Here is a 21,497-nt window from a genome sequence, read left to right as displayed (position 1 = left end):
TGTCTCATCGGCGCGTCGAAATGTCGACGCATCAGGCGGGGAGAACCACATGCCACGACCACCGGGCCACGGGCCGGACTACGAGGTCCGACGCCAGAAGATCATCGACACCGCGGCGACCCTCTTCGCCCGCTATGGCTACGCGGCGACCTCCATCAACGAACTGGGCCGTGCGGTCGGGCTCGCCAAGGGCGCCCTGTACTACTACATCGGGTCCAAGGAGAACCTGCTGATCGAGATCCAGTCGCGGGTGATGGACCCGCTGCTGTCCCGCGCCCGGGAGATCGCGGGCCTCGACGCGAATCCGCTGGTGCGGCTGCGGCTGCTGTCGGAATCGCTGCTGACGATCATCTTCCGCAGGCTCGACCACATCTGGGTCTACGAGCACGACTACCGGAGCCTCACCGGCGACTACCTCGACACGCTCCTCGGCCAGCGCGCGGAGTTCGAGCAACTGGTCCGGGGACTGCTCACGGAGGCCGTGGAGCAGGGCACCTTCCGCGCCGTCGAACCGCACCTGGCCACCCTGCAGTTCCTGAATCTGCACAACCACACCTACCAATGGGTGAAGCCGGACGGCAACTGGGACGCCTCGTATCTGTCCAGCGAGTACTGCGACACCCTGCTGCGCGGGTTCGGAGCACCAGGCGTCGCCCTGCCGGACGTGGAGGAGGAGGCCGCCGCCTTCAAGCGTGACCGGCCGGACCTGCCCCTCGACCCCGAGGCCGTGTGGCAGCCCGCCGCCCTGGCGAGCTGAGCCGGTCGCCACAGCTCGTACGACCGGTACGACCGGCGAAAGGGCCCGCGGCATCCGCCGCGGGCCCTTTCGCATCCCGGGCCCGCCGGCTCGTGTCACGCCTGCTTCAGCAACGCCCGGGCGATGACGTCGCGTTGGATCTCGTTGGTGCCCTCGCCGATCTCCAGGATCTTGGCGTCGGCGTAGAACCGTGAGATCTCCGACTCCCGCACATAGCCGTAGCCGCCGTGGATCTGCACCGCCTGGGACGCGGCACGGTTGGCCACCTCGGAGGCGTAGAGCTTGGCCATGGCGGCCTCCGTGCCGTACGGACGCCCCTGGTCGGCGAGCGCGGCGGCCCGGTAGACCATCCAGCGGGCGGCCTGGAGCTCCGTACCGATGTCGGCGATCTTGTGGGCGACCGCCTGGAAGGCGGACAGCGGGCGGCCGAACTGGTGGCGCTCCGTGGCGTGTTTGACGGCCAGCGCGAGCGCCGCCCGGGTCAGTGAAAGACCCAGCGCGGCGACGCTGACACGGCCCTTGTCGAGGACGGCGAGGAACTGGCGCAGCCCGTTGCCCTCTTCGCCGATCAGATGGTCCTCGGCGATCCAGCAGTCCTCGAAGACCAGTTCCCGGGTGTCCATGGCGTGCCAGCCGAGCTTCTTCAGCTTGGCGCCGCAGCTGTAGCCGGGCGTCCCGGTCGGGACGTAGAACGTGGCGAACCGTTTCCGCCCGTCCTCGTTCCTACCGGTCGTGGCCAGCAGGGTGACGCCCTGGCTGATGTCGGTACCGGCGTTGGTGATGAACATCTTGGTGCCGTTGATCACCCAACCGCCGTCCGCCCGGCGGGCCGTGGTGGTGATGCCGGCCGCGTCGGACCCGGCGCCGGGCTCGGTCAGGCCGAACGCCCCGATGGCCTCGCCCCTGGCGAGCGGAGCGAGCCAGCGCTGCTTCTGTGCCTCGGTGCCGTAGGTCAGGAGCGGCAGCGTGGCGATGGTCGAGTGCGCGTTCCAGGAGGAGGCGACCGACTGGTCGGCGGCGCCGAGTTCCTCCATGACCGCGACGTAGGAGACCATGTCGGAGCCCGCGCCGCCGTACTCCTCGGGCACGAGCATGCCCATCAGGCCGAGTTCGCCGAGCTTGGTGAAGATCTTGGTCGGGAACGTCTCGGTCTCGGACCACTGCGCGGCGTTCGGAGTGATCTCCTTGGCCGCGAACTCGCGGACCATCTCCTGGAGGTCCCGGGTCTCCTCCGGCAGGTCGAAATCCATGTCACAGTCCCTTCGGAGTCAGCAGCACCTTGAGATGCCCGGCCCGGTCGGCGGCCAGGTCCGCGAAGACCCCGGCTCCGTCCGCGAGCGGAAAACGCCCGGTGACCAGAGCGGAGGCGTCCAGGCGCCCGGTGCTCATCAGGTCGATCACCCGGGGGATGTCGAAGTTGTAGCCGAGGGTGCCGACCACCGAGCGCTCGTAGAAGACGAGTTGCCCCATGTCGAACTCGACGCTGCCGTGCCCGACACCGGCCAGCACGACCCGTCCACCGCGGCGGACCGTGGCGACGGCCTGCCCGGCCAGCGCGGGCACACCGGTCGCGTCGATGACGACGTCGGGGCCGATGCGTCCGGTCTTCAGGAACACCTCGCGGCGTACGTCCGTCTCGCGCGGGTCGAAGGCCTCGGTGACGCCGAGACCGAGCAGCAACTCGCGGCGCCCGGCGAGGGGTTCGCTCACATAGAGCCCTGCGGCACCGGCGATGCGGGCCGCGAGGACCACGGCGACGCCGATCGGGCCGCCGCCGACGACCAGGACGTTGTCGCCCGGGCGCACTCCGGCCCGGGTGACGGCGTGCAGGCCCACGGCGAGGGGTTCGGCGACGGCCGCCATCTCGTCGCTGACGTTGTCGGGCAGCCGGGTCAGCCCGCCGAGCGGCACGGTGACGCGGTCGGCGAAGGCGCCGGGTGAGGCGAGGCCGACGGAGCCGCTCCTCGGACAGATGTGGTACTCGCCGCGGGCGCACCAGAAGCAGACACCGCAGCTCCAGACGGGGTCGGCGGTCACCCGGTCGCCGATCGCGATGCCGGGTGTCTCCGTGCCCAACGCGACGACTGTGCCGCTGAGTTCATGGCCGAGGGCCAGGGGTGGGGCAGCGCCGGTGAGGGGGTGCGCGCCGTCGCGGATCATGTGGGGGCCTTCGAGGAACTCGTGCAGGTCCGTGCCGCACACTCCGCACCAGCTCACTTCCACGACAGCCTCGTGGGGTGCGGGGTCGGGGAGGTCGGGGACCTCCTCCAGGCGCAGGTCTCGGGCGCCGTGCCAGCGCAGGGCCTTCATGCTTTCCCTCCTTTCGTGTCGTGGTGGTCGGTGCGGGTGCGTTGCACGCTGCGGGTTGGGTGGGGGCTGGTCGCGCAGTTCCCCGCGCCCCTGCAAGGCGACCCCTTACGGGGCGCCTTGCCCGGGGCTCTCGAAGTGGGCCTTGCCCGGGCCGTGGGCCAGGAACGACCGAAGGCCCGTGGCCGCGTCCTGCGTGCCGAACACCCCGGTGAACAGGGAGCGTTCGAGGGCCAGGCCGGCGGACATGGAGGTGTCGGTGCCGTGGTTCACGGCCTCCTTGATGGCCTCCAGCGCTGCCGCCGGGCCCTCGGCGAGGCGGTGGGCGTAGCGCAGGGCGGTGGCGTGCACCTCCGACGCCGGAACCACCTCGTCCACCAGGCCCAGCCGCAGGGCCTCGGGCGCGTCCACGCGGCGGCCGGTCATCAGCAGGTTCTTGGCGCGGGACGGACCGATCAGGCGGGTCAGCCGCTGGGTGCCGCCCGAGCCCGGGATGATTCCGAGCAGCACCTCGGGCTGGCCGAGGAGCGCGTCGTCGGCCGCGATGCGGTGGTCGGCGGCGAGGGCCAGTTCGAGGCCGCCGCCGAGCGCGTACCCGGTGATCGCCGCGACGACCGGCATGGGCAGCCGGGCCACCTCGTCGAAGGTGCGTTGCAGGGCCCGGTTCCAGCCCCGCACCTCCTCGACATCCATCGCGGCGAGCGCCTTGACGTCCGCACCGGCGGCGAACAGCCGCTCGCCGCCGTAGAGCACGACGGCCCGCACCCGGGGCGAGTCGGCCAGTTCGCGTACGCGCGTGGCCAGTTCGTCGCGCTGGGCGGTGTCGAAGGCGTTCAGGGGCGGGTGGTCGAGGCGGACCGTGACAACGGTTCCGTCGGTGTCGAGACGGATGCGCGGCACCAGGGCCTCCTCATCGGGGGAAACAAGGCGAACTCACCGGCGCGCAGATGGTTGTCGATGGGTTCGTGTCGTCGTACAGTTCGACCAACAAGTTTTATAGACCAAGAGGTACACTAAATCATGGTAGCGGGCAACCAACCGGCCGGAACCCGCCTTTCCGTATGAGCGGTGGCAAGAAGCATTCGCCGTGCAGACACAGAGCGAGAGAGACCCGTGCACAATTTCGCGAGCATCCTCGATTACCACCTGACCCAGCGGCCCGAAGCCGTGGTCGTCACGCAGGAGGACCGCCGCCTGACGGTGCGCGAACTCCACGACCGGGTCAACCGGCTGGCCGCGGGCCTGACCGAGCTGGGCGTACGGCGCGGCGACGTCGTCGGGCTGCTGCTCTACAACCGGCCGGAGTTCCTGGAACTCGTCTATGCGGCCAACCGCGTCGGGGCGGTCTTCCTCCCGCTGAACTACCGCCTGTCCGAGGAGGAGTGGGCATACATTCTGGGCCACTCCCGGGCGAAGGCGATCATCACCGAACCGGAGTTCGTTCGAGCGGCCGACCGGATCGCCGGGAAACTCACGGATCTGGAGCACCGCGTCCTGGTGGACGGTGAAGCGGAATCGGACGAGTGGACCAATTACGAGGCGCTGCTCGACCGCCACGCGGGCGCCCGGGTGGACCCCGTCGAGGTCGGGCCGGACGACCTCCAGCGGCTGATGTACACCTCGGGCACCACCTCGCGCCCCAAGGGTGTGCGCATCACGTACGGCAATCTGCACGCGAAGAACGTGTCCCAGATCGTCCACTTCGGCCTCACCGCGGCGGACACCACACTCGTGGCCGGGCCGCTGTACCACGTGGGCGGCCTGGACATGCCGGCCCTGCCGGTGCTGTACGCGGGCGGCGGCGTGGTCCTCCAGCGCAAGTTCGACGCGCCGGAGGTCCTGCGGGCCATCCAGGAGCACGGGGTCACCAACGCCTGGCTGGCGCCGGTGATGGTCAACGCCGTCCTGGAGGTGCCGGACCGGGAGTCGTACGACACCACCTCGATGCGCTTCATCGTGGGCGGCGGCGAGAAGACCCCCGAGCCGGTGCTGCGGCGCATCATGACCGCGTTCCCGAACGCCTGGTTCGCCGACGCGTACGGCCTGACCGAGACGGTGTCGGGCGACACCTTCCTCGACCGCGCGCACGCCCTGTCCAAACTGGGCTCGGTCGGCCGTCCCGTACCCCACACCCGGATCCGGATCGTCGACGACACCGGCAAGGAGGCCCCGGCGGGCGAACTCGGCGAGATCACGCTGCGCGGCCCGAAGGTCTTCGCGGGCTACTGGCGCGACGAGAAGGCGACGGCCGCGGCCCTGCGGGACGGCTGGTTCCACACCGGCGACATCGGACACGTCGACGAGGAGGGCTTCCTCTACATCGACGACCGCAAGAAGGACATGATCGTCTCCGGCGGCGAGAACATCGCCACCCCCGAGGTCGAACGGGTCCTGTACGAGCACCCGGCCGTCCTGGAGGCCGCGGTCGTCGGTCTGACCCACCCGCGCTGGGGCGAGGTCCCGCGCGCGTTCGTGGTGTTCCGGCCGGGCACGGACGCCGGCGTCGACGAGCTGCGGGAGTTCTGCCAGGAGCGTCTGGCGAAGTTCAAGGTGCCGGCCCGTTTCGACGTCGTCGACGAACTTCCCCGCACCCCCTCGGGCAAGGTCCTCAAGCGGACGCTGCGCGACATCCCCGCGGGGGGCTGACCATGGCCGACGTCAACACCGACCTGCGCCTCGACGGCCGTACCGCCTGGGTGACCGGTGCCGGGAAGGGGCTCGGCCGGGCCGTCGCGGTCGCCCTGGCCCAGGCCGGGGCGAACGTGGCGGTGACGGCCCGTACGGCGGCGGACCTGGACAGTCTCGAAGTGGAACTCGCCGAGTACGGCGGCAAGACGCTGGTGCTGCCCGGCTCCGTGGACGACTCCGCCGCCGTACGGGGCATGGTGGAGGGTGCCGTCGGGTGGGCGGGCCGGCTGGACGCGGTGATCAACTGCGCCGGGGTCAGTCCGCACTTCAGCCGGAGCGAGTGGGTCACCGACGAGGACTGGCAGCGCGTGATCGCCGTCAACCTCCAGGGCACCTTCTACTGCTGCCGCGAGGCCGGGCGGGTCATGCTGGAGCAGGGCTCCGGGTCGATCGTCAACATCTCCTCGGTGCACGCGAGCACGGGCTTCGAGCGGATCGCCGCGTATGCCGCCAGCAAGGGTGGGGTCGAGGCCCTCACCAGGTCGCTGGCCGTGGAGTGGGCGGACCGGGGGGTGCGGGTGAACGCGCTCGCGCCCGGATATTTCCGTACGGACCTCAGCGCCGGCCTGCTGGACAGTCGCTGGGGTGAGCGGATTGTGCGGGGCACGCCTCTGGGGAGGGTGGGGGCGCCCGAGGAGCTTGGCGGGGCGGCGGTGTTCCTGGCTTCGGACGCGTCGCGGTTCGTGACGGGGACGACTGTCACGGTGGATGGGGGCTGGACGGCCTGGTGAGGTGGCCCCCGGCGGCCCGCGGTGGACACACAACGGGGTTGTTCGTCGGCTGCGGGTCCATTGCGGCTTGTCGCCCCACGCGGCGGAGCCGCACATCGATACAGCCCCGCGCGTCTGTTGGGGCGCGCGCGTCTGCTCTAGCCGATTCCGAAGAGGTCCTCGGAGACCGCCTTCACCGCGTTCACCACCAGGGGGGCCACCAGTTCCAGGGAGGAGCTGCCGTCGCCGACGACCGAGATCGCGCCGATCGGGCCTTCGGGGCCGCGCAGGGCGAGGCCGACGCAGCCGAGGTCGGGGAAACACTCTCCGCGGTCGATCGCCAGTCCGTTGCGGCGGCGCACAGTTCGGAGTTCGCTGTGCAGGTGGTCGAGGTGGCCGATGCTGTGGTCGGTGCGGCGCTCGATCAGGTGTGCGTACCGCGCGTCGATCTCCTCGGGGCTCAGCCAGGCGAGCATGGCCTTGCCGAGCCCGGTGCAGTGGGCGACCGCGCGGCCCCCGACCTTCGACGGGATGTCGAACGCCGCCCTGCCTCCGACCTTGTCCAGGTAGTAGATCTCGGGCCCGTCGAGCACGGCCAGGTGGACGACCATCCGGGTACGGACGGCCAGGTCCAGGAGGTGGGGCGCGGCGGCCGACCGCAGTGCGCTGTGGCCGATCTCCCGGCCGCCCAGGCCGAGCGCCCGCTGCCCCAGGGTGTAGCCGGCCACCGTGTGGCGCAGCCAGTCCAGGCGGACCAGCTGGTCGAGTATCCGGTGGGTGGTGGAGCGCGGAAGATGGGTCCGGCGCGAGACCGTTTCGAGTGTCAGATGGGTCTGCGGACGTTCGAATAGGTCCATGATCAGCGTCACGCGCTCCATCATCGACGGCGGCAGTGCCTGCCCGACGACCTCGGAGGGTCGCGGGTCCAGGCGAAGGGCAGACGTCATCGTCGGTGCCTCTCTGCTCAAACTGAAATCAATTCTAGTTCGGCTTCGGCGTCAAGGTACCAATGCCATGGGCCGTAGAGAAAGGGTCGTGCACCGACTAATTGGGGCGCTCGGTCTAATATTCCGGGGACGCAAAAAAGTGCCGCTCCCCGGAAGACTTCTTCCGGGGAGCGGCACGTCGGTCGTTGTCAGCCCTGGGTGAGATCCAGGGCGATGTCCACGATCATGTCCTCCTGGCCGCCGACGAGCCCGCGCCTGCCGACCTCCTGGAGGATCGTGCGGGCGTCGAGGCCGTAGCGCTCCGCCGCCGCCTCGGCGTGGCGCAGGAAACTGGAGTAGGCGCCGGCGTAGCCGAGGGTGAGTGTCTCCCGGTCCACCCGCACCGGCCGGTCCTGGAGCGGGCGGACCAGGTCCTCGGCGGCGTCCTGGAGGGCGAACAGGTCGCAGTCGTGCTTCCAGCCCTGGAGGTTGGCGACGGCGATGAACGGCTCGATCGGGCAGTTGCCCGCGCCGGCGCCCTGTCCCGCGAGCGACGCGTCGACCCGGGCCACCCCTTCCTCGACCGCCACCACCGAGTTGGCCACCGAGAGGGACAGGTTCTCGTGCGCGTGGATGCCGATCTGGGTCTCCGGGTCGAGCACGTCCCGGTAGGCGCGGATACGGTCGCGCACCCCGTCCATGGTCAGCCGGCCGCCGGAGTCGGTGACGTACACGCAGTGCGCCCCGTACGACTCCATCAGCTTCGCCTGTCCCGCGAGGACCTCCGGGGACGCCATGTGAGCCATCATCAGGAACCCGGAGACGTCCATGCCGAGTTCGCGGGCGGTGGCGATGTGCTGGGCCGAGACGTCCGCCTCCGTGCAGTGCGTGGCGATGCGCACCGAGCGGACCCCGAGGGCGTAGGCCCGCTTGAGTTCGACGATCGTGCCGATGCCGGGCAGCAGGAGGGAGGTGAGGGTCGCGCGCTCGATGACGTCGGCCGCCGCCTCGATCCACTCCCAGTCGGTGTTGCTCCCCGGGCCGTAGTTGAGGCTGCCGCCGGCCAGACCGTCGCCGTGGGCGACCTCGATGGCGTCCACACCCGCCTGATCGAGGGCCTTGGAGATCTTCGCCACGAACTCGGGGGTGATCCGGTGCCGGACGGCGTGCATCCCGTCCCGGAGGGTGACGTCCTGGACGTAGAGCCTGGGGGTGGCGGTCACTTGGTCACCTCGGTGGAGAATCGCTGGGCGATGCGCTCGGCGACGCGCAGGGCGGCCGACGTCATGATGTCGAGATTGCCTGCGTAGGCGGGCAAGTAGTGGGCGGCGCCCTCCACTTCGAGGAAGACGGAGACCTTGGTGGTCGCCTCGGAGGGGTCGCCGGTGAACAGTGTGTGCACCGGGTCGCCCTCGGGGACCGTTGTGAACTGGACCTGCTGCTTGAGCCGGTAGCCCGGCACATATTCGGCGACCGCCGCGACCATCTCCTCGACGGAGGCACGGATCGCGTCGTGGTCGGCGTCGCCGATCAGGCAGTACACGGTGTCCCGCATGATCAGCGGCGGTTCGGCCGGGTTGAGGACGATGATCGCCTTGCCGCGCCGGGCGCCGCCCACCTTCTCGATCGCCCCGGACGTCGTCTCGGTGAACTCGTCGATGTTGGCCCGGGTGCCGGGCCCGGCCGACTTCGAGGCGATGGACGCGACGATCTCGGCGTAGGGCACGGGGGTGATCCGGCTGACCGCGTGGACGATCGGAATCGTCGCCTGGCCGCCGCAGGTGACCATGTTCACGTTGTCGACAGCGTTGTCGGCGGCGTTCAGGTGCTCGTCCAGGTTCACCGGCGGCACCACGAACGGGCCGATGGCCGCCGGGGTGAGGTCGACGAGGCGCTTGCCGTACGGGGCGAGCTTCTTGGCGTTCTCGACATGGGCCTTCGCCGACGTGGCGTCGAAGACGATGTCGATCTCGTCGAAGCCGTCCATCCGGATCAGTCCGTCCACGCCCTCGTGCGTGGTGGGAACCTTCAGCCGGGCGGCGCGCGCCAGCCCGTCCGAGTCCGGGTCGATGCCCACCATCGCGGCCATCTCCAGGGTGTCGGACAGGCGCAGCACCTTGATCATCAGGTCGGTGCCGATGTTGCCGGAGCCGATAACGGCCACCTTGGTCTTCGTCATCCGTGCTCCTTGGATTCCTTGCGTTCCCTGGTGGAGAAGATCGCTGTCACCGGTCCCAGGCCCGACATCTCGGCCCGTACCGTGCTGCCCGGCGGGGTGGGGACGAGCGGCCCCAGGGCGCCCGAGAGCACGACCTGGCCGGCGCGCAGCGGATCGCCGAACTCCCGGGCGGTACGCGCCAGCCACAGCAGCGCCGCGAGAGGGTCACCGAGGCAGGCGGCCCCGGTGCCCTCGGACGCGAGCTCGCCGTCGGCGTACAACCGCATGGTCACGTCCCGCGGTTCGAACTCCTTGAGGCCGACGTGCTCGGCGCCGAGGACGAACAGGCCGCTGGAGGCGTTGTCGGCGACCGTGTCCGTGATCGCGATGTCCCAGTCGGAGACCCGGCTGTCCACGATCTCCAGCGCGGCCACGGCGTGTCCGACCGCCGCACGGACCCGCTCGATGTCGAGGTCGTCGTCGTCCAGGTCGGCGGCGAGCACGAACGCGATCTCCGCCTCGACCCGGGGCTGCAGCAGCCGTGCGCTGGGGACCTCCGGCAGCCCGGAGACGTCCATGTCGTCCAGCAGGACCCCGAAGTCGGGCCGGTCGACGCCCACTTGGCGCTGCACGGACTCTGACGTGAGCCCGATCTTGCGGCCGACGACTCGTGCTCCGGCGGCGATCCGGTCTCCGATGACGCGTTGCTGGACGGCGTACGCGAGGCCGATGTCGCTCGCGCCGAGCAGGTCCCGCACGGGGGCGCACGGCCTGTGGTCCCGGGCCGCGCCGGTCAGGCGCGCGGCCGCCTCGGCGACGACGGCGGCGCGCCGCGCGACGGCCGTCGGTTCCCCAATGTCTGTCATTCGCATCCTCAGCTCGTACCGGGTCTCCAGCCTGAGCGGCGCCGGGGCACGGCAGGCACGGACGTTCCGCTGAGCGGGACTGGGGTGTCGACCGGGGCGTCTCGGTGAGCGAGATGTCCGAACGCCGGTGCGGCGGTGGCTCGTTACGGTCGTCCGGCGAACCGCTGAACGGCTGGTGGCGAGGGCGTGCACGCCTCCGTCCGACGTCCCCCGCCTGTGGTCGCGCTTCCCCACATCCCCCACCGAGAACGTCGGCATTCATGCATGAGGAGGTCATGGTGAGCATCAACGAAGATGTCTACGACGTGGTCGTCGTAGGGTCCGGCGGAGGTCTGGTCGGGGCTTATGTCGCGGCGTCGCGCGGTCTGCGCACGCTCGTCATCGAGAAGACCGACCGGGTGGGCGGCACCACCGCCTACTCCGGGGCCGGGCTCTGGTTCCCGGGCTCGGCACCGCTGCGGCGGGCCGGCGTCGACGACGGGGTCGAGGGCTCCCGGAAGTATCTGCGCACCATCGTCGACGACCCTTCCCGGGAGAAGCGCCAGGACGCCTATCTGCGGGCGGGCGCGCAGCTGATCGACGAGCTGGAGGAGAACGAGTGGTTCCGGTCGTTCGTGTACGCGCCCGTGCCGGAGTACTACGCGGACGTCCCCGGCGCCTCCCCCGCGGGGCACACCATCTTCCCGCCGGAGATTCCCGCAGCCGAGCTCGGCGAGCACGCCCGGCTCGTGCGCGAGCCCGTCTCGATGGAACGGTGGGGCGTCGACCAGGGCCCGGTGCTCAACGGTGGCCGCGCGCTGATCGGCAGGGCGCTGGCCGCGTTCCTGGAGACCGGCAACGGCACGCTGAAGCTCGACACCGCGCTGGAGAGCCTGATCGTCGAGGACGGCAGGGTCGTCGGCGTGAACGCCGTCAGCGAGGGTGAGCCCGTCCGGATCCGTGCCTCGCGGGGTGTGATCCTCGCCGCCGGCGGCTTCGAGCGGGACGCGGACCTGCGCAGGAAGCACCAGCCACCGCTCACCGGCGAGTGGTCGCACGGTGCCCCGGGCAACACCGGCGACGCGCTGCTGGCGGGGATGGCGATCGGTGCCGCCACCGACCTGCTCGACGAGGCCTGGCTGGTGCCGGGCCTCGTGTGGCCGGACGGACTGCCCGTCTTCCACACGGGTACGCGGGGCGGGATCTGGGTCAACGCCGCCGGTGAGCGCTTCATGAACGAGACGCGCCCCTACGACCAGGCCGGGCACGAGATCCTCCGCCTGCACAGGACCACCGGTGTCTCGCACATACCCGCCCACTGGATCATCGACCAGCGTCAGCTCGACCGGGACAGCTTCGGCGGCCCGGCCGACGAGCCGGTGCGCCCCGAGTGGTTCGAGTCGGGCGCGCTGAAGAGGGCCGACACCCTGGAGGAGGTGGCGAAGCTGATCGACGTACCGCTCGACACCCTGCGCGCGACCGTCGAGGAGTTCAACGGCTACTCGCAGACCGGGGTCGACGAGAGGTTCCATCGGGGCGAGTCGCCCTGGGACCAGATCGCCCACCACGTGCTGGGCTTCCCCGCGCTGCCCGCGCTGAACTACCCGGCGCCGCCCACACCCGACTGGCCGAACCCGCTGTTGCTGCCGCTCGACACCCCGCCGTACTACGTCGCGACCATCCTCCCGGCCGACATCGGCACCAAGGGCGGCCTGAAGACCGACGAGAACGCGCGGGTGCTCCGGCCGGACGGCAGCCCGATCGAAGGGCTCTACGCGAGCGGGAACACCATGGCGGCGATGTCCGGACGGGTGTACCCGGGTGCGGGGGCCCCGATCGGTTCGAGTCTCGCCTTCTCCTACCTCGCGGTGCTCGACATCGCCGGCGCGAAGGACTGACCCCACGACTGTGCCCGGGACACCTGCCGTGTCCCGGGCACAGTCGCGCCTTCGTGTTCGTGTTCGTGTTCGTGTTCGTGTTCGCGCTCGCGCTCGTGTCGGTATTGGTGTCCGTGTCCGTGTTCAGGGTGCGGCGATCAGTCGCACGGCCAGGTGCAGGTCCGCCTCCGCCTGCTCGGTGCTGATCTCCTCGGTCAGCATGGCCACGAACAGACCCCACCAGCTGTAGACGAGCAGCCGCACCCGGCTGCGCGCGGTCTCCGCGTCCGCGCGGCATCCGAGCAGGTGCAGGAGCCGCCGTCCCAGGGCCCGCTCGACGATGTCGAACCGGGTCGGGACGGCGCTCGCGTACTCGTTGAACGACGACAGCGCCACCGCCGACGCCAGCAGGGGGCTGGCCAGCAGCTTCCCGCTCAGCGCGACGAGCGTGCGGGCCACTTCCGCCGCCGGGTCGTTCCCGTCGGCGGCGGAGGAAGCGGCGTCCCGGCCCCCGAGGAACTCCTCGATGTGCCATTCCAGGACGGACAGGAACAGGTAGGGCTTGGACGGGAAGTAGCGGTACAGCGTGGCGATCGCGACGCCGGCCTCCCGGGCCACGTCCTGCATCTGCACCCGGGCGAGCCCCTCGCGGGCGCCGAGTTCGGAGGCGGCGCGCAGGATGCGTACCTGTCGGGCGGCCTGGCGGCTCGACACCGGAGCGGCGGGTTGCCGAACCTCTGCGGGTCTCGCCACGTATCCGGCCCCCCAGGTCGCATGTCGTCGAGTCTCCCCGCCGCGTCGCTCGGGAGGCTCAGGAGGCGTCCGGGCGGGTCAGGAACGCCAGCACCGCGCTCTCCCAGGCAGCCTTCTGCTCGATCATGGCCCAGTGCCCGCAGTCGGGAAGGACGTGCAGCTCGGCCTTGGGGATGGTGCGCATCGGCAGCAGCGCGTTGTCCAGCGGGGTGACCCGGTCGTCGCGGCCCCAGGTCAGCAGGGTGGGTGCGGTGACCTTGTGGAGCGCAGCCCAGACGGGCTGGTCGGAGTGGGCCTGGGCGGCCATCATCGCGGCCATCGCCTGCCGGCCGTAGATCCGGCGGGACGCCTCAAGGGTCGCCGGATCGGTCGCGCTCGCCCAGCGCTCCTCGATCAGTTCGTCGGTGAGGAAGGAGGGGTCGAAGACCATCGACCGCAGCCACTGCACGAGGTTCTCGCGGGTGGGGTTCTCGGTGAACTCCACCAGCAGGTTGAGCCCTTCGCTGGGCGCCGGGGAAAGGATGTTGCGGCCCACTCCCCCGATGGTCACGACCCTGCGGAACAGGTCCTTGTGGGCGACCGCGAGGCCCACTGCCACGTATCCGCCCATGGAGTTTCCGACGACGTCCACCCGGTCGAGCCCGAGGCCTTCGAGGAAGCGCAGTACGGCCTTCGGGGCCGCCACCATCGGGTTCTCGTCGGTCGGGTCGCTCACGCCGAAACCGGGGAACTCCAGGGCGAGGGTGCGGAAGTGCCGGGCGAACACCGGCAGGTTGCCCTGGTAGTTGCGCCAGCCGGTCACACCCGGTCCCGAGCCGTGCAGCAGGAGCAGCGGCGGCCCGTCGCCCGCCTCGTGGTAGCGAAGCACACCCTCGTCCGTGGGGAGTTCGCGCAGGGTGTTCTCGTACGTCAGGGAGGTGAGTGTCATGGCAGCACCGTGCCACCGGGCAGTCGGCGCCCGCCGGTGGGCTCCCGATCAGTGGGACGGTCCCGGCGGCGCGGGGCGCGGGCTGTCTAGCGTCGTGGACGTAACGATGCCGGGGGCCCTCGGGCGTCCCGGACCTGATCAATGCGAGGGGAGGACCTGATGGGTGTTCGCTCACTCGGGTACCTGCGTCTGGAGTCCAACGACATCGACAAGTGGAAGGCCTTCGGAGGCGACTTCCTCGGTCTGATGCCCGTCGAGGGCAGTGATCCCGAGTCCCTCCACTTCCGGATGGACGACTACCCGGCCCGCATCGTGGTCTCTCCGGGCGCCCAGCCCGGGATGACGGCGCTGGGCTTCGAGGTTCTCGACGAGCGGGAGCTCGCGGGGCTGGTCGCGGACGTGGAGAAGGCCGGCATCAAGGTGACGGCCGGCACGGAGGCGGAGGCCGCGGCGCGCAAGGTCACGGGTTTCGTCAAGTTCAACGACCCGGGCGGCAACCCGGTCGAGCTGTTCTACGGCACGACGCTCGACCATGTGCCGGTGCAGACCCCGCTGGTGTCGGGCTTCGTCACCGGCGACATGGGCTTCGGGCACGCGATCATCTCCGCCGAGGACGCGCGGGGCACGTTCGACTTCTACGTCAACGTGCTGGGCTTCATCGAGCGGAACACGATGCGCTCACCGGGCGGCACGACCTGGTTCATGGGCTGCAACCCCCGGCACCACACCCTCGGGGTGACGCCGATGCCTGGTCCGGGGCGGCTGCTGCACTTCATGGTCGAGGGCGCGACACTGGACGACGTGGGGCGCGCACTGGACCGGGCCGGGAAGTACGAGGTCCCGATGATGCACACGCTGGGCAAGCACACCAACGACCACATGGTGTCGTTCTACGTCTGGTCGCCGGAGAACTACGCGGTCGAGTTCGGCTGGAACGGCCTGAAGGTGCCCGAGCCCGTGCCCGTCTACGAGATCACCGACGGCGCGTTCTGGGGCCACCACTTCACACCGCCGCCGATGCCGGGCGGCTGAGCACCCCCCCACATGGCCGAGCCCCACAGTCCCTGGACCGTGGGGCTCGGCTGTCGGTCGTACGGGAGGTCACTCGACGGTGATTGCCCGCTCCGGGCAGGCCGACTCCCCTTCCCGGGCGTCCCGTTCGAGGTCTCCCGGGACCTCGTCGTCGAAGGGCAGGGCGTAGCCGTCCTCGTCCAGGCGGAACAGCCCGGGTGCCGCCGCCGCGCACCGGGCATGGCCGGAGCACGACGACCTGTCGATGGTGATCTTCACTGAACGGCTCCGTTCTACGGCTTGTTGGTCGATCCTGCGTCGACGGTGAACTGAAGGCCGGTGACATATCGCGCCTCTTCCGAGGCGAGGAACAGGACCGCGTTCGACACGTCCCGCGGCTCGACGTACGGGGCGTGGGTGTTCATCGCGGCCAGGGCGAACATCGGCTCCCGCGCGGAGAGTTCCTCGATCGGCACGCCCACGGTGATGCCCGTGTCGCTGACGCCGGTGGGGTGGACGGTGTTCACCCGGATGCGGTGCGTGCCCAGTTCGTTGGAGAGGGCCTTCATCAGACCGACCACGCCGTGTTTGGCGGCGACGTAGTGGGCGTACGGCACATGGCCGCGGATTCCGGCCGCCGAGCTGATCATGATGACCGAGCCGCCGTTGCCCGCCTCGATCATCCCCGGGAGCGCCGCCCGTGCCGTGTTCCAGGCGCCCTTGAGGTTGACGTCGACGACGACGTCCCAGGCCTCCTCGGTCAGCTGCCAGGCGGAACCCGAGCTCATGACGCCTGCGTTGGCGACGACCACGTCGAGGCGCCCGAACTCCTCGTGCGCGGCGTCGACGGCGGCCCGCATCTCGGTGATCGAACGGACGTCGGCCTGGACGGCGACACATCGCCGGCCCGTCGCCCGCACCAACTCGGCGGTCTCCTCCAGCTGTTCCTTCGACGCGAGCGAGTAGGGCAGCGCGTCGCTGATGTCGTGGCAGACGTCGGTGACGACCACGTCCGCGCCTTCCTCGGCCAGCCGTACCGCGTGGGAGCGGCCCTGGCCGCGCGCCGCACCCGTGATGAGCGCGACCTTGTTCTCGACTCGCCCCATGGCAACCTCAGTTCTTCGAGTGGTCGGTCAGGTTCGTGGAGTGCGTCGGGTTCGTCAGATCCTCGGCGGCCTCGCGCAGGGCGCGCAGCCGCCTCCGGAGGAGCTCACGCTCGGCCTCGGCCTCGTCGTCCGTGCCGAGTCCGGCGAGGCGTACGTCCGTCTCGGCGATCTCCGCGAGGAGCCTGCCGTGGGCCTCCTCGCGGGTGAGCAGGTCCAGGTCGGTCCAGTCGGACCGCTCGGACTCCGGCCGCCTGCTCATGCGGGGAGGTTGTAGAGGCGGCGGGCGTTCAGCTCGACGATCTTGTGCACCTCGTCGTCCGGTACGTCGGCGAGGACCTCTGCGGCGTAGGCGCGGCTCTTGGGCCAGTACGAGTCGGAGTGGGGGTAGTCGCACTCCCAGGTGATCTTGTCGACGCCGACGTGGTGGCGGACCTCGACGCCGAAGCGGTCGTCGATGAAGCAGCCGTGGAAGTGCTTGTGGAACAGCTCCGAGGGCCGGACGCTCTGGTTGACGTTCTGGTAGAAGCGGTGCCGCTCCCAGGTGCCGTCACTGCGCTCCAGCAGGTACGGGATCCAGCCGATGCCGCCCTCGGACAGCCCGATCTTCAGCTTGGGGTGCTTGTGGAGCACCGGGGAGAAGAGCAGGTCGGCGGTGGCGTACATGGCGTTGGTGCCGAACAGGGCGATGGTCACCGCGAACGGCGCCTCCTCGGCCGTCTTCGGCGCCTTGCCCGAGGTGCCGAAGTGCAGGCACAAGGGCATGTCGGTCTCCTCGGCCGCCGAGAACACGGGGTCCCAGTGGTCGGTGTGGAAGGAGGGCAGGCCGCGCGGGGCCGGGTTCTCCGGGAAGGAGATCGCCTTGGCGCCCTTGGCTGCGGTCCGGTGGATCTCGGCGACGCACGCCTCGACGTCCCACAACGGCAGGATCACCAGGGGGATGAGCCGGCCGGGCGCGGTGGCGCACCACTCGTCGAGGACGAAGTCGTTCCACGCCTTGACGCACAGCAGCGCGAGTTCGCGGTCCTTGCCGTCCATGAAGACGTGGCCCGAGAACCCCGGGAAGGACGGGAAGCACAACGCCCCCCAGACCCCGTCGAGGTCCATGTCGCGCAGACGGGCCTTCGGGTCGTAGCAGCCCGGGATCATCTCGTCGTAGCGCGTCGGTTCGAGGCCGAAGTCCTCGGGGTCCTTGCCCGCCACGGCGTTGAGGCCGATGTAGGGGTAGATCCGGTCCTCGTAGACCCACACCTCGGCGGGCGCCCGGCCCTCACCGCGTGGCTGCTCGACGCTCCGTGGGCCCGCCTCCCGGTACTTCGCGGGCAGGCGGTCGGACCACAGTCGTGGGGGCTCGATCAGGTGGTCGTCGGTCGACAGCAACTTCATCCATGGCTGCAGCGGCATCCTTGCGCTCCCTCGGTCTCGGAGACTCTCCAGCATCGACACATTGCGTGTACTGATCGGGTCTCACTCAGTGGAAGAAGAAGATGAAACCCCTTGCTTCTCACGGATCATGGATGTGAGCCAGATCCCTCCACAAGGATTCAGGCTACTCTTTTATTCGACGGAAGGAGACCCCATGGGTCGAGTGCAGGGCAAGGTCGTCTTCATCACGGGGGCGGCACGCGGCCAGGGCCGGGCCCAGGCGATCCGGCTCGCCGCGGAGGGCGCCGACATCATCGCGGTGGACCTCTGCGAGGACATCGCCACCAACGGCTACGCGCTGGCCAACGAGGCGGACCTGGACGAGACGGTGCGTCAGGTCGAGAAACTCGGGCGGCGCATCGTCGCCCGCAAGGCCGATGTGCGCGAGCCGTCGGCGCTCAAGGCCGCCGTCGCCGAGGGGGTGGCCGAACTCGGGCGGCTCGACGCGGTCGTCGCGCAGGCCGGCATCTGCCCGCTGGGTCCGGGGCAGACCGCCCAGGCCTTCCTGGACGCCGTCACCGTCGACTTCAACGGGGTGGTGCACGCCGTCGACGCGGCCCTGCCCCATCTGCCCGACGGTGCCTCGATCGTGGCCACCGGGTCCATCGCCGGGCTGATCCCGGCGACCACGGACAACCCGGCCAACGGTCCGGGCGGCCTGGGCTACTCCTTCGCCAAGCGCCAGGTCGCCGCGTTCGTTCACGACTTGGCCACGGTGCTCGCGTCCCGGAAGATCCGGGTCAACGCGCTGCACCCGACGAACGTCAACACGGACATGCTCAACAGCGACCTCATGTACCGGTCGTTCCGCCCCGACCTGGAGAACCCGACCCGCGAGGACGCGCTGCCCGGCTTCCCCGCGACGACCGGCTTCGGCATCCCCTACGTCGAGCCCGAGGACATCGCCGACACGGTGCTCTTCCTGGTCTCGGACGAGTCCCGCTACGTCACCGGTATGCAGATGCGCGTCGACGCGGCCGGATACGTCAAGCGGCGCCCCCAACTGCCCACCTTCTGAACGGGTTTCAGGCGGACGGGGGTCATGCCCCGCCCGTCGTGTCGATGACGACCTTCCCGGTGGTCCGGCGTTCCGCGACGTCGGTGAGGGCGGCGGCAACGTCGCTGAGGGGGTGGACGCGGGAGACGAGCGGGCGCATCCCGTCGCGGACCATCCCGGCGAGCGCCCGGTCACCGGCTGCCACCGTGTCCGGGGCGTACTGGCGCAGCATGCGGATCTCGAAGCCCCGTACCACCGCGTCCTTGAGCAGGACCAGGTTCAGCGGGATCCGCGGGATCCTCCCGTCGGCGTAGCCCACCGTGACGAACCGGCCGCCCCGCCGCAGTGCGCGCAGGGCGGCCTCCGCGTGGTCGCCGCCCACCGGGTCGACGACGAGGTGGACGCCGCCGTCGGTGAGTTCACGGATCCGCGTCTTCAGGTCCTCGCGGACGTAGTCGACGCCCGCCACCGCGCCGAGCTTTCGCGCGACCGTCAGCCGTTCCCGGCTCGACGCCGCCGCGACCACCCGCATCCCGAGCCTGGTCCCGACGTCGACGGCCGCGGAGCCGACCCCGCCCGCGGCACCGAGCACCGCCGCCCACTCCCCCGCCTCGCCCCGTCCGACGGTGGTCAGGGCGTGGTAGGCGGTCGCGTAGGTGACGTGGAACGCGGCGGCGTGGACCATGTCGAGTCCGTCGGGGACGGGCCGCAGGCCGGACACGGGCACCACGACCTGCTCGGCGAAGGCGCCGGTGAGGACCGCCCCGGCCACGGGTGAGCCGACCGGCGGGCCGGACACCCCGGGCCCCAGCGCGGCCACGACGCCGGCGAACTCGCTGCCGGGCGTGAACGGCAGGGGCGCGGGGACCTGGTAGCGGTCCGCCACGAGCAGTACGTCGGGGAAGTTGACGGCCGCGGCGTGCACCCGGACCAGGACCTCCCCCGGGCCGGGTTCGAGGTCGCCGAGTTCGACGACGTCCAGGCCGCCCGGGGGCCCGTACTCCGTGCAGCGTGCGGCTCTCATCGTGTCCTCTCGGCAGTGTGCGCAGTGGGCATCGCCGGGTCACGGGGCAGGCCCAGTACCTGTTCGGCGATGGTGTTGCGCTGGATCTCGGCGGTGCCCGCCCCGATCGACGAGGCCCGGGTGCGCAGGAAGCCCCACACCCAGCGCCCACGCTGGACGGCGTGCGGATCCCGGCGGCCGAGGACGCCGTACGGTCCCAGCAACTCCAGGGCGAACTCGTGCAGTTCCTGTTCGAAGGTCACGATGAAGAGCCGTGACGTCGAGGACGCCGGTCCGGGTTCGCCCTTCGTCATGATGTCGGCGATGGTCCGCATCCCGGTCAGGCGCATGATCCGCACGCGGATCTCGAAGTCCGCGAGGCGGTCGCGCACCAGCGGGTCCGCAGTCGCCCCGCGTTCGCGCGCCAGCTCGATCAGCTCGTCGAGGACGCGCCGGTACAGGGCCGCCTGGTTCATCGCTCCGGCCGCGCGTTCATGGCCGAGGCTCGTCCTGACGAGGGGCCAGCCGCCGTTCTCCGGGCCGATCCTGTCGGCCACCGGCACGCGTACGTCGTCGAAGAAGATCTCGCAGAAGTGCGCGTCGCCGGTCAGGTCCCGCAGCGGGCGCACGCTCACTCCCGGGGCGCGCGCGTCGATCAGCAGGTAACTGATGCCCTCCTGGCGGGAGTCGGGTGGTCCGGTACGGACGAGGGTGAAGAGAATGTCGGCGATGTCGGCCGAACTGTTCCACACCTTCTGCCCGTTGACGACGTACACGGCACCGGGGTCGTCGGGTCCGCCGCCCTCCCGTCGCGCGGTCGTCCGCAGGGCGGGCAGGTCCGAGCCCGCCTCCGGTTCCGAATAGCCCTGCGCCCACACGGAGTCGCCGCGCAGCATGGGGCGCAGGAAGCGCTTCTTCTGTTCGGGGGTGCCGTACTTGATGAGGGTCGGCGCCGCGATGCCGAGTCCGGTGCCGAGGGGGCCGGGCACCCGGGCGCGCGCGTACTCCTCCTGGTAGATCACCTGTCGGGCGAAGTCCAGTTCCATGCCGCCGTACTCGCGCGGCCAGCTCGGGCCGGCGTATCCGGCGTCGAACAGGGTGGCCAGCCAGGCCTTCTGCCACGGCAGCCGCTCGGCGGGGGCCTTCGGGCGGCGGCCGGGGTGATGATCGGCCAGAAAGGCTCGGAAGCGGGCCCGGAAGTCCACGTCGGTGACCACCTCTTGGGCCGGCGAGGTCACCGCGGAGCCATGCGGATGGCGCCGTCGAGGCGGACGGTCTGGCCGTTGAGGTAGGGGTTCTCCAGCATCTCCACGGCGAGGCGCGCGTAGTCGTCCGGGGTGCCCAGACGCTTGGGATGCGGGACGGACGCGGCGAGTCCGTCCCTGATGTCCTCGCGGAGGCGGCCGAGCATCGGGGTGTCCATGACGCCCGGCGCGATGGTGTTCACCCGGATCTGCCAGCTGGCCAGGTCACGGGCGGCGACCAGGGTGATGCCGTGCACGCCCGCCTTGGCCGCGGTGTAGGAGGTCTGGCCGATCTGGCCGTCGAACGCGGCGACCGACGCGGTCAGCACCATCGCGCCGCGGTCGCCGTCGACGACCTCGTTGGCGGCGAGACGGGCGGCGGCCAGCCGCAGCACGTTGTAGGTGCCGATCAGGTTGACCCGTACGACCTCGGCGAACGTGTCGAGTTCGCCGGGGTTGCGGTCGCGGTCGATGATCCGGGTGCGGTCGCCGCCGCGGCCCGCACAGTGCACGACGAAGCGCAGCGGGCCTAGTTCGGCGGCGGTGTCGAGGGCGGTCGTGACCGCGGCCTCGTCGGTGACGTCGGCGCGGACGAAGCGGGCGGCGTCACCGAGGTCGGCGACCGCCTTGACGCCCTGCTCCTCGGAGATGTCGGCGAGGACGGCCTTGCCGCCGCGCTCGATGATCCGGCGGGCGGTGGCCAGGCCCAGGCCGGAGGCGCCTCCGGTGACCAGCGCCGATGAACCGTCGATGTTCATTCCCCAC

22 protein-coding genes are annotated in these 21,497 nt (G+C 70.6%); 6 read left to right on the top strand and 16 right to left on the bottom strand.

Features of this window, described 5'->3' with window-relative positions; genetic code table 11:
* The first annotated feature begins 49 nt into the window (after positions 1–49).
* Positions 50–757, top strand: coding sequence for a TetR/AcrR family transcriptional regulator (locus OG595_RS37120; protein WP_329279878.1), 708 nt, complete (start codon positions 50–52; stop codon positions 755–757).
* 95 nt (positions 758–852) lie between these two features.
* Here the strand turns inward: OG595_RS37120 and OG595_RS37115 are convergent, their stop codons facing one another.
* The 3 genes from OG595_RS37115 to OG595_RS37105 form a co-directional block, all read right to left on the bottom strand.
* Positions 853–2,007, bottom strand: coding sequence for an acyl-CoA dehydrogenase family protein (locus OG595_RS37115; protein WP_329279875.1), 1,155 nt, complete (start codon positions 2,005–2,007; stop codon positions 853–855).
* Between the two features lies 1 nt (position 2,008).
* Positions 2,009–3,067, bottom strand: a complete 1,059-nt coding sequence (locus tag OG595_RS37110; protein WP_329279873.1) for an alcohol dehydrogenase catalytic domain-containing protein — start codon at positions 3,065–3,067, stop codon at positions 2,009–2,011.
* 105 nt (positions 3,068–3,172) lie between these two features.
* The gene (locus tag OG595_RS37105; protein ID WP_329279871.1) at positions 3,173–3,964 is read right to left on the bottom strand and encodes an enoyl-CoA hydratase/isomerase family protein; all 792 of its coding nucleotides are present in this window, start codon (positions 3,962–3,964) and stop codon (positions 3,173–3,175) included.
* Positions 3,965–4,177: 213 nt separating this feature from the next.
* Between OG595_RS37105 and OG595_RS37100 the strand changes: the two genes are divergently transcribed.
* Positions 4,178–5,710 carry an acyl-CoA synthetase gene (locus OG595_RS37100; protein WP_329279870.1) on the top strand — a complete coding sequence of 511 codons (1,533 nt, stop codon included), beginning with the start codon at positions 4,178–4,180 and terminating at the stop codon, positions 5,708–5,710.
* 2 nt (positions 5,711–5,712) lie between these two features.
* On the top strand, positions 5,713–6,483 hold the full coding sequence (locus OG595_RS37095) for an SDR family NAD(P)-dependent oxidoreductase (protein WP_329279868.1): 771 nt from the start codon (positions 5,713–5,715) through the stop codon (positions 6,481–6,483).
* A 137-nt stretch (positions 6,484–6,620) separates the two neighbouring features.
* Here the strand turns inward: OG595_RS37095 and OG595_RS37090 are convergent, their stop codons facing one another.
* The 4 genes from OG595_RS37090 to OG595_RS37075 form a co-directional block, all read right to left on the bottom strand.
* Positions 6,621–7,409, bottom strand: coding sequence for an IclR family transcriptional regulator (locus tag OG595_RS37090; RefSeq protein ID WP_443073282.1), 789 nt, complete (start codon positions 7,407–7,409; stop codon positions 6,621–6,623).
* 188 nt (positions 7,410–7,597) lie between these two features.
* Positions 7,598–8,611, bottom strand: coding sequence for a 4-hydroxy-2-oxovalerate aldolase (gene dmpG, locus OG595_RS37085; protein WP_329279866.1), 1,014 nt, complete (start codon positions 8,609–8,611; stop codon positions 7,598–7,600).
* A complete protein-coding gene (locus tag OG595_RS37080; protein WP_329279864.1) occupies positions 8,608–9,567 on the bottom strand; it encodes an acetaldehyde dehydrogenase (acetylating) in 960 nt (319 codons plus the stop codon). Before OG595_RS37080 ends, dmpG begins: the two co-directional genes overlap by 4 nt.
* The gene (locus tag OG595_RS37075) at positions 9,564–10,412 is read right to left on the bottom strand and encodes a 2-keto-4-pentenoate hydratase (protein ID WP_329279863.1); all 849 of its coding nucleotides are present in this window, start codon (positions 10,410–10,412) and stop codon (positions 9,564–9,566) included. The genes OG595_RS37080 and OG595_RS37075 overlap by 4 nt, the downstream gene beginning before the upstream one ends.
* 275 nt (positions 10,413–10,687) lie before the next feature.
* Here OG595_RS37075 and OG595_RS37070 point away from each other — a divergent pair, with 275 nt between their 5' ends.
* On the top strand, positions 10,688–12,289 hold the full coding sequence (locus tag OG595_RS37070; RefSeq protein ID WP_329279861.1) for an FAD-dependent oxidoreductase: 1,602 nt from the start codon (positions 10,688–10,690) through the stop codon (positions 12,287–12,289).
* Between the two features lie 123 nt (positions 12,290–12,412).
* Here OG595_RS37070 and OG595_RS37065 read toward each other — a convergent pair whose 3' ends face one another.
* Both OG595_RS37065 and OG595_RS37060 read right to left on the bottom strand, forming a co-directional pair.
* A complete protein-coding gene (locus OG595_RS37065; protein ID WP_329279860.1) occupies positions 12,413–13,021 on the bottom strand; it encodes a TetR/AcrR family transcriptional regulator in 609 nt (202 codons plus the stop codon).
* A 58-nt stretch (positions 13,022–13,079) separates the two neighbouring features.
* Positions 13,080–13,949: an alpha/beta fold hydrolase gene (locus OG595_RS37060; protein WP_329279859.1), complete on the bottom strand. Its 870-nt coding sequence runs from the start codon at positions 13,947–13,949 to the stop codon at positions 13,080–13,082.
* Between the two features lie 159 nt (positions 13,950–14,108).
* Here OG595_RS37060 and OG595_RS37055 point away from each other — a divergent pair, with 159 nt between their 5' ends.
* Positions 14,109–14,981 carry a VOC family protein gene (locus OG595_RS37055; protein WP_329279858.1) on the top strand — a complete coding sequence of 291 codons (873 nt, stop codon included), beginning with the start codon at positions 14,109–14,111 and terminating at the stop codon, positions 14,979–14,981.
* Positions 14,982–15,050: 69 nt separating this feature from the next.
* On the opposite strand, the gene OG595_RS37050 is transcribed toward OG595_RS37055, so the two are convergent.
* From OG595_RS37050 to OG595_RS37035, 4 genes are read right to left on the bottom strand one after another with little or no spacing between them, the layout of a single operon-like run.
* Positions 15,051–15,239: a ferredoxin gene (locus OG595_RS37050; protein WP_329279857.1), complete on the bottom strand. Its 189-nt coding sequence runs from the start codon at positions 15,237–15,239 to the stop codon at positions 15,051–15,053.
* A 14-nt stretch (positions 15,240–15,253) separates the two neighbouring features.
* The gene (locus OG595_RS37045; protein ID WP_329279855.1) at positions 15,254–16,066 is read right to left on the bottom strand and encodes a mycofactocin-coupled SDR family oxidoreductase; all 813 of its coding nucleotides are present in this window, start codon (positions 16,064–16,066) and stop codon (positions 15,254–15,256) included.
* Positions 16,067–16,073: 7 nt separating this feature from the next.
* Positions 16,074–16,325, bottom strand: a complete 252-nt coding sequence (locus OG595_RS37040; protein WP_329279853.1) for a hypothetical protein — start codon at positions 16,323–16,325, stop codon at positions 16,074–16,076.
* Positions 16,322–17,467, bottom strand: coding sequence for an amidohydrolase family protein (locus OG595_RS37035; protein ID WP_329279851.1), 1,146 nt, complete (start codon positions 17,465–17,467; stop codon positions 16,322–16,324). Before OG595_RS37035 ends, OG595_RS37040 begins: the two co-directional genes overlap by 4 nt.
* Positions 17,468–17,642: 175 nt before the next feature.
* On the opposite strand from OG595_RS37035, the gene OG595_RS37030 reads away from it, so the two are divergent.
* Positions 17,643–18,506, top strand: a complete 864-nt coding sequence (locus OG595_RS37030) for a mycofactocin-coupled SDR family oxidoreductase (protein ID WP_329279849.1) — start codon at positions 17,643–17,645, stop codon at positions 18,504–18,506.
* A 22-nt stretch (positions 18,507–18,528) separates the two neighbouring features.
* Here the strand turns inward: OG595_RS37030 and OG595_RS37025 are convergent, their stop codons facing one another.
* From OG595_RS37025 to OG595_RS37015, 3 genes are read right to left on the bottom strand one after another with little or no spacing between them, the layout of a single operon-like run.
* Positions 18,529–19,509 (bottom strand): NADPH:quinone oxidoreductase family protein, encoded by a 981-nt coding sequence (locus OG595_RS37025; RefSeq protein ID WP_329279847.1) that lies wholly within the window; start codon positions 19,507–19,509, stop codon positions 18,529–18,531.
* Complete coding sequence (locus OG595_RS37020) at positions 19,506–20,726, bottom strand: acyl-CoA dehydrogenase family protein (protein WP_329279845.1); 1,221 nt, start codon at positions 20,724–20,726, stop codon at positions 19,506–19,508. The genes OG595_RS37025 and OG595_RS37020 overlap by 4 nt, the downstream gene beginning before the upstream one ends.
* Positions 20,723–21,490 (bottom strand): SDR family NAD(P)-dependent oxidoreductase, encoded by a 768-nt coding sequence (locus tag OG595_RS37015; RefSeq protein WP_329279843.1) that lies wholly within the window; start codon positions 21,488–21,490, stop codon positions 20,723–20,725. The genes OG595_RS37020 and OG595_RS37015 overlap by 4 nt, the downstream gene beginning before the upstream one ends.
* Positions 21,491–21,497 lie beyond the last annotated feature (7 nt).

The organism is Streptomyces sp. NBC_01451 (assembly GCF_036227485.1).
In the GTDB taxonomy this organism is placed as follows: Bacteria; Actinomycetota; Actinomycetes; order Streptomycetales; family Streptomycetaceae; genus Streptomyces.
Note: the sequence above shows the minus strand (reverse complement) of the source record. Positions and strands in the feature narration are given on the sequence as shown.

What these genes read in the sequence shown, in the direction of transcription:
- OG595_RS37075 (WP_329279863.1), bottom strand. Translation starts at nt 10,412, where the DNA reads ATGACAGACATTGGGGAACCGACGGCCGTCGCGCGGCGCGCCGCCGTC.
- OG595_RS37080 (WP_329279864.1), bottom strand. Translation starts at nt 9,567, where the DNA reads ATGACGAAGACCAAGGTGGCCGTTATCGGCTCCGGCAACATCGGCACC.
- OG595_RS37055 (WP_329279858.1), top strand. Translation starts at nt 14,109, where the DNA reads ATGGGTGTTCGCTCACTCGGGTACCTGCGTCTGGAGTCCAACGACATC.
- OG595_RS37040 (WP_329279853.1), bottom strand. Translation starts at nt 16,325, where the DNA reads ATGAGCAGGCGGCCGGAGTCCGAGCGGTCCGACTGGACCGACCTGGAC.
- OG595_RS37015 (WP_329279843.1), bottom strand. Translation starts at nt 21,490, where the DNA reads ATGAACATCGACGGTTCATCGGCGCTGGTCACCGGAGGCGCCTCCGGC.
- OG595_RS37045 (WP_329279855.1), bottom strand. Translation starts at nt 16,066, where the DNA reads ATGGGGCGAGTCGAGAACAAGGTCGCGCTCATCACGGGTGCGGCGCGC.
- OG595_RS37060 (WP_329279859.1), bottom strand. Translation starts at nt 13,949, where the DNA reads ATGACACTCACCTCCCTGACGTACGAGAACACCCTGCGCGAACTCCCC.
- OG595_RS37090 (WP_443073282.1), bottom strand. Translation starts at nt 7,409, where the DNA reads ATGACGTCTGCCCTTCGCCTGGACCCGCGACCCTCCGAGGTCGTCGGG.
- OG595_RS37025 (WP_329279847.1), bottom strand. Translation starts at nt 19,509, where the DNA reads ATGAGAGCCGCACGCTGCACGGAGTACGGGCCCCCGGGCGGCCTGGAC.
- OG595_RS37070 (WP_329279861.1), top strand. Translation starts at nt 10,688, where the DNA reads ATGGTGAGCATCAACGAAGATGTCTACGACGTGGTCGTCGTAGGGTCC.
- OG595_RS37115 (WP_329279875.1), bottom strand. Translation starts at nt 2,007, where the DNA reads ATGGATTTCGACCTGCCGGAGGAGACCCGGGACCTCCAGGAGATGGTC.
- OG595_RS37035 (WP_329279851.1), bottom strand. Translation starts at nt 17,467, where the DNA reads ATGCCGCTGCAGCCATGGATGAAGTTGCTGTCGACCGACGACCACCTG.
- OG595_RS37120 (WP_329279878.1), top strand. Translation starts at nt 50, where the DNA reads ATGCCACGACCACCGGGCCACGGGCCGGACTACGAGGTCCGACGCCAG.
- OG595_RS37095 (WP_329279868.1), top strand. Translation starts at nt 5,713, where the DNA reads ATGGCCGACGTCAACACCGACCTGCGCCTCGACGGCCGTACCGCCTGG.
- OG595_RS37030 (WP_329279849.1), top strand. Translation starts at nt 17,643, where the DNA reads ATGGGTCGAGTGCAGGGCAAGGTCGTCTTCATCACGGGGGCGGCACGC.
- OG595_RS37110 (WP_329279873.1), bottom strand. Translation starts at nt 3,067, where the DNA reads ATGAAGGCCCTGCGCTGGCACGGCGCCCGAGACCTGCGCCTGGAGGAG.